This is a genomic window from uncultured Paenalcaligenes sp., assembly GCF_947630565.1.
In the GTDB taxonomy this organism is placed as follows: domain Bacteria; phylum Pseudomonadota; class Gammaproteobacteria; order Burkholderiales; family Burkholderiaceae_B; genus Paenalcaligenes; species Paenalcaligenes faecalis.
This window is the reverse complement of the sequence record NZ_CANRIC010000077.1, coordinates 1-4,715: the sequence shown is the minus strand read 5'-3', so window position 1 is coordinate 4,715 and position 4,715 is coordinate 1. Positions and strand designations below refer to the sequence as shown.

Genomic DNA, 4,715 nt, shown 5'->3' with positions numbered 1-4,715 from the left:
TAGAAAAACGAAAAAATCACGTATTTCCTGTCTAAAGCTGATGGTTTTACTCACCCATTACCCCCATGCAACTGTTGAGTTGCCAAATCAAAGTCACCCGATAGCAATGGATTCAAAATATGATCACAACGCCACAGTGTGTCCTCTATTGCGGAACGCTCATCAGCACGAGGGGCACTCAATACAAAAGCAGCGACTTGCTGCGCTAACCCTAATGTACGGGGATGACCGATACCTAAACGTAAACGCCAAAAATCTGGACTAGAAAAAACCTGTTGAATATCACGCAATCCATTATGCCCTGCATGACCGCCCCCTTTTTTTATTTTAGCTTGGCCAGGCAATAAATCTAACTCGTCGTGCAATACCAACACCTGCTCAGGCTGCAATTTATAGAAGCGCATTAATGCTCCCGCTGCCTGACCCGATCGATTCATAAAAGTAGTTGGTTTCGCAATAATAATGGGCTGTCCGTCAAATCGCCCCTTAGCGACCCACGCCGCCATATTTTTCTCTAAGGCAAAACTAGCGTGTAGTTTTTCAGCATATTGATCAGCTAGCCAAAACCCAGCGTTATGGCGGGTTTTGTCGTACTCAGCCCCAGGATTACCGAGGCCAATAATCAAACGAATTCCTTCAGACATGTTTTCTCCACATACGAAAAACCCCCGCCAGCCTAGCTAACAGGGGTTTGAAACAAAGCAAGGCTTTGTTGCCTAGTGCGAATAAAATTATTCTGCAGTTGGCTCTTCAGCTACATCACCGTCTTCGCCAGCATCATCAGAAGCTGCGCCACCAACAACTAAAGCGGTCGCCAAAGCAGGATCAGGATCAGTACTTGCACCTGCGTACTCAACGCCTTCAGGCAAAGTAATCGCGGCTAAAGTAATGGTTTCTGCTGCGTCTAGATTAGCTAGGTCTACATCGATAGACACTGGCAAGTTACCTGGCAAACATGTGATTTCCAAGTCAACCAATAGCTGGCTGATAACTTGGTTATGTAATTTAACGGCTGGAGAATCATCACCATTCAAGAAGTTCAAAGGAACTCGTGTAGTGATAGGCTGGTCAGCACGTACGCGTTGGAAGTCAACGTGTAGAACTTGTGGTTTGTAAGCATGCCACTGAACGGCACGCAACAATACTTTTTCAACTTTACCGTCTAAATCCATGTCTAGAATAGAGGCATGGAACACGTCTTTACGTAAGTCGTGGTAGATCTGGTTGTGCTCTAGAGCAATAACTGTTGGCTCGGCATTACCACCGTAAACGATGGCTGGCACCTGGCCCGCGTGACGCAGGCGGCGGCTCGCACTCGATCCCTGTACGCTACGCGAAAAGGCTTTAAATTTCATGGGAAAACTCCGTAATTGCAGTAGTCACTGCAAACAATAAAAACAGCACACCGCGACCAGTGTGCTGTGTTGGAAAAAGTTAATCTACAAACAACGAGCTAACGGATTCCGCGGTAGAAATACGCAGAATGGTCTCGCCTAATAGGGCCGCACATGATAGTTGGCGAATTTTTTCGCACTCACGGGCCTCAGCGGATAACGGAATGGTATCCGTTACAACCAGTTCATTTAGTTCGGAGTTTTTAATGCGCTCAACGGCTTCGCCTGATAAAACAGGGTGAGTACAGTAAGCGTAAACAGCAACTGCACCACGTTGTTTTAGGGCTTCTGCAGCCTTACAAAGCGTACCCGCTGTATCCACCATGTCATCCATTAGAATACAAGTGCGGCCATTTACATCACCAATGATGTTCATGACCTCGGACACATTGGCACGTGGACGACGTTTGTCAATAATAGCGAGATCAGCCTCTAGCTGTTTAGCTAAAGCACGGGCCCGTACCACCCCACCAATATCAGGGGATACAACCACTAGATCCTTGTAGTTACAACGCCAAATATCACCCAATAAAATAGGTGATGCATAGATGTTGTCTACGGGAATATCGAAAAAACCTTGGATTTGGTCTGCATGCAAGTCCATTGTCATCACGCGATCTACGCCTGCGACCTGGAGCATGTTAGCAACAACCTTTGCCGAGATAGAAACACGCGCGGAGCGTGGGCGACGGTCTTGACGCGCATAACCAAAATATGGAATAGCTGCCGTAATACGGCCGGCAGAGGCGCGACGCAGAGCATCGACCATTACCATGATTTCCATTAAGTTGTCATTGGTGGGAGCGCAGGTTGGCTGTAAAACAAAAACATCGCGACCGCGTACGTTTTCGTTAATTTCGACCATAGCTTCTCCGTCGGAGAAGCGTCCTACGGTCATTTTGCCAAGAGACATGTCTAGGTGATTTGCAACATCTACAGCCAAACGAGGGTTTGCTGTACCGGTGAAAATCATGAATCGGTCATGTGCCATGATATGTGGGACGTAGATTTGATTGGGATGCGTGACGGAAAAAAATAAAGCCGTTGACTGTTACCCTTTTGAGTAGCAGCTCAACAGCTCTATTATGACGCAGACCGTTAAGTCTGTAAATGTATGGCTGGGGATGAAGGATTCGAACCTTCGCATGCTGGAATCAAAATCCAGTGCCTTAACCAGCTTGGCTAATCCCCAAATTCTGTCAACCAATTATACTGCGGATGGGTATGTAACCCTTTTACCACCTGTATATCAGGTGATTTCTGCACCATTGGCTGTTCGTGCAAAATTGTACCGCATAGTTGAATGCTTTGTCTAGTAGCTGTTTCTTTATCGCAAAAAGCTATAAATAAACAAGAACCCGACCCAGTCATTCTAGCATGTAATTTTCTTTTTCGCAAGCTAAGTAACAAGTCGTTAATTTCTGCTGCGTATTTACATGCCACAGGTTCCAACACATTGGACCCAAACATTGCCACTGACTGATGATAATCCGCATCTGGCTGCGTTTGATAACCTGTAAAGTCTGTAATTATGATGGGCTTTGAATCTCTTGTCAAGCCCTTATCCCGAAAAATAGTGGGAGTAGGCACAGATACCGCTGGTTTTAGCAACACATAGTATAAATCAGGGACTGGTACTGCCTGTAAATGCTCTCCTACCCCTTCGGCAAAAGCACTACGCCCAAAAATAAAAACGGGCACATCCGCCCCCAGCTGCAAGCCTAAGTCCATAAGTTGCTGACGATTTAAACCAGTACCCCATAAGCGATTTAATGCCATTAAGGTCGTCGCCGCGTTACTGGAGCCTCCACCTAAACCGGCTCCGGCTGGAATGTGTTTTTCGCACTGTATAGAGACACCTAGTGTCGTGCCGGTGTGATGTTGCAATAGTCGCGCGGCACGGATAATTAAATCATTTTCAGCGGTTAGCCCCTCTAGGGTTTGCCCTTGTCGCTCAATCACCCCATCCGAGCGCACGGTAAAATCTAAGTAATCATAGAGTTCGATAAAGGTAAACACACTTTGCAGTAGATGATAACCATCTGGACGTTGTCCAACTACGTGCAAGAATAGATTTAATTTAGCGGGCGCAGGTACTCGTAAAAGTGAAGACATAGGCAATAAAGCAGGAGTTAATAATCAACAACAACACGTACAGAAATAGATTGCTGCGCTTGATTTCGGTTCATCTGCAATAAGCGAGGGCCTGCGTCATCGTAGCGCTGCATGCGTACACGCCATCCATCTTGTTGAAAATAGCTAGGTTTACCCTGCTCCATTTTAAGCTCTGAGACAGAGCCTGCTCCCGTTTGCCCTTGTAACCAATCACGCATCCCCTCTACAGGGATCACATACCCAATGAGTTGTTCAACTAAGGCATCAGGTGAAGAGGCGTATTCAACCTGCCCATCTGGATACTGCAACATAGCTCCTTGGGTGGTTACGACCACACGAGCCAAGATCGCACCCATTGGGTTATTGAGATCTAGCTGCAATTGATGAGCTGTCTGGCTCCACTGGAATCCGCCTTGAACGGCATCTTTTTTACCATCTGCATTATCTACACTTAGGGCAAAACGACCACTGCGTTGAAACTGCTCGGCAGCTGTCGTCACAGCTGGTTTAGGGGCAACAGCGCAAGCATTCAGGCCAACCAGCACTACTACACTGGTTAAGCACTGAACAAAACGTCTTTTTAACATTATGGCTTAACTCCGAAACGTTCCATGACTCGTTCTAGGCCATGATTAGTCGGGTTATCTTTCAAAGCCTTGAGCCAAACCTCAGTCGCCTCGGCTCGTCGCCCTTTCATCCATAACACCTCGCCCAGATGCGCCGCAACCTCTGGATCGGGCATACGCTCATAGGCTCGCATTAAGTATTCAACAGAAGCCTGATAGTCCCCCACTCTATACAGATACCAACCCACACTATCCAAAATATAGGGATTGTCAGGCTCTAGCTCTAGGGCTTGCTCAAGTAAATCTTGAGCCTCATCAAGATTTCTATTTGTATCTGCAAAGGTATAGCCTAAAGCGTTATAAGCATTGGCATTATGCGGCTGCAAATCAATGACTTGACGCAATAGTGGTTCAAGTTCGTTGTAGCGACCCTGAGCCGCGTAAAGCATCGCTAAGTCATATTTAATTTCAGGCGTATCCGGTAGTTCTTTATCGGAACGCTCTAACACCTGAACTGCCTGATCGGTACGTCCCGCCTCGCGCAAAATAGAAGCGCGAGTCAAATCCACCACAGCCTGATCTCTTTTGCCCAAAACACCTAAGGAGCTTTTCAGAGCCTGCTACGGAAGCTTTGTTGTTG

The 4,715-nt window shown here is 46.8% G+C and carries 6 protein-coding genes and 1 tRNA gene; all 7 read right to left on the bottom strand.

The genetic code is table 11. The features are described 5' to 3' along the window. Nucleotides 1–50: 50 nt before the first annotated feature. The 7 genes from pth to Q0Z62_RS10475 all read right to left on the bottom strand — a co-directional run bounded on the left by pth (nucleotide 51) and on the right by Q0Z62_RS10475 (nucleotide 4,668). Nucleotides 51–644 (bottom strand): aminoacyl-tRNA hydrolase, encoded by a 594-nt coding sequence (gene pth / locus Q0Z62_RS10505; RefSeq protein WP_269900460.1) that lies wholly within the window; start codon nucleotides 642–644, stop codon nucleotides 51–53. Nucleotides 645–731: 87 nt separating this feature from the next. Next, nucleotides 732–1,355 carry a 50S ribosomal protein L25/general stress protein Ctc gene (locus Q0Z62_RS10500; protein ID WP_298054343.1) on the bottom strand — a complete coding sequence of 208 codons (624 nt, stop codon included), beginning with the start codon at nucleotides 1,353–1,355 and terminating at the stop codon, nucleotides 732–734. A gap of 79 nt (nucleotides 1,356–1,434) precedes the next feature. After that, nucleotides 1,435–2,385 (bottom strand): ribose-phosphate pyrophosphokinase, encoded by a 951-nt coding sequence (locus Q0Z62_RS10495; protein ID WP_298054339.1) that lies wholly within the window; start codon nucleotides 2,383–2,385, stop codon nucleotides 1,435–1,437. A gap of 124 nt (nucleotides 2,386–2,509) precedes the next feature. Next, nucleotides 2,510–2,586 (bottom strand) — tRNA-Gln (locus tag Q0Z62_RS10490). Then, complete coding sequence (ispE, locus tag Q0Z62_RS10485; RefSeq protein ID WP_298054334.1) at nucleotides 2,577–3,509, bottom strand: 4-(cytidine 5'-diphospho)-2-C-methyl-D-erythritol kinase; 933 nt, start codon at nucleotides 3,507–3,509, stop codon at nucleotides 2,577–2,579. The genes Q0Z62_RS10490 and ispE overlap by 10 nt, the downstream gene beginning before the upstream one ends. 17 nt (nucleotides 3,510–3,526) lie before the next feature. Beyond that, the gene (locus Q0Z62_RS10480; protein WP_298054331.1) at nucleotides 3,527–4,096 is read right to left on the bottom strand and encodes an outer membrane lipoprotein LolB; all 570 of its coding nucleotides are present in this window, start codon (nucleotides 4,094–4,096) and stop codon (nucleotides 3,527–3,529) included. Beyond that, entirely contained in the window at nucleotides 4,096–4,668 is a 573-nt protein-coding gene (locus Q0Z62_RS10475) for a tetratricopeptide repeat protein (protein WP_298054326.1), read from the bottom strand. Before Q0Z62_RS10475 ends, Q0Z62_RS10480 begins: the two co-directional genes overlap by 1 nt. Between the last annotated feature and the right edge of the window lie 47 nt (nucleotides 4,669–4,715).

Excerpts from the sequence above, each read along its gene's own strand:
- pth (WP_269900460.1), bottom strand. The coding sequence starts at position 644 with ATGTCTGAAGGAATTCGTTTGATTATTGGCCTCGGTAATCCTGGGGCT.
- Q0Z62_RS10500 (WP_298054343.1), bottom strand. The coding sequence starts at position 1,355 with ATGAAATTTAAAGCCTTTTCGCGTAGCGTACAGGGATCGAGTGCGAGC.
- Q0Z62_RS10495 (WP_298054339.1), bottom strand. The coding sequence starts at position 2,385 with ATGGCACATGACCGATTCATGATTTTCACCGGTACAGCAAACCCTCGT.
- ispE (WP_298054334.1), bottom strand. The coding sequence starts at position 3,509 with ATGTCTTCACTTTTACGAGTACCTGCGCCCGCTAAATTAAATCTATTC.
- Q0Z62_RS10480 (WP_298054331.1), bottom strand. The coding sequence starts at position 4,096 with ATGTTAAAAAGACGTTTTGTTCAGTGCTTAACCAGTGTAGTAGTGCTG.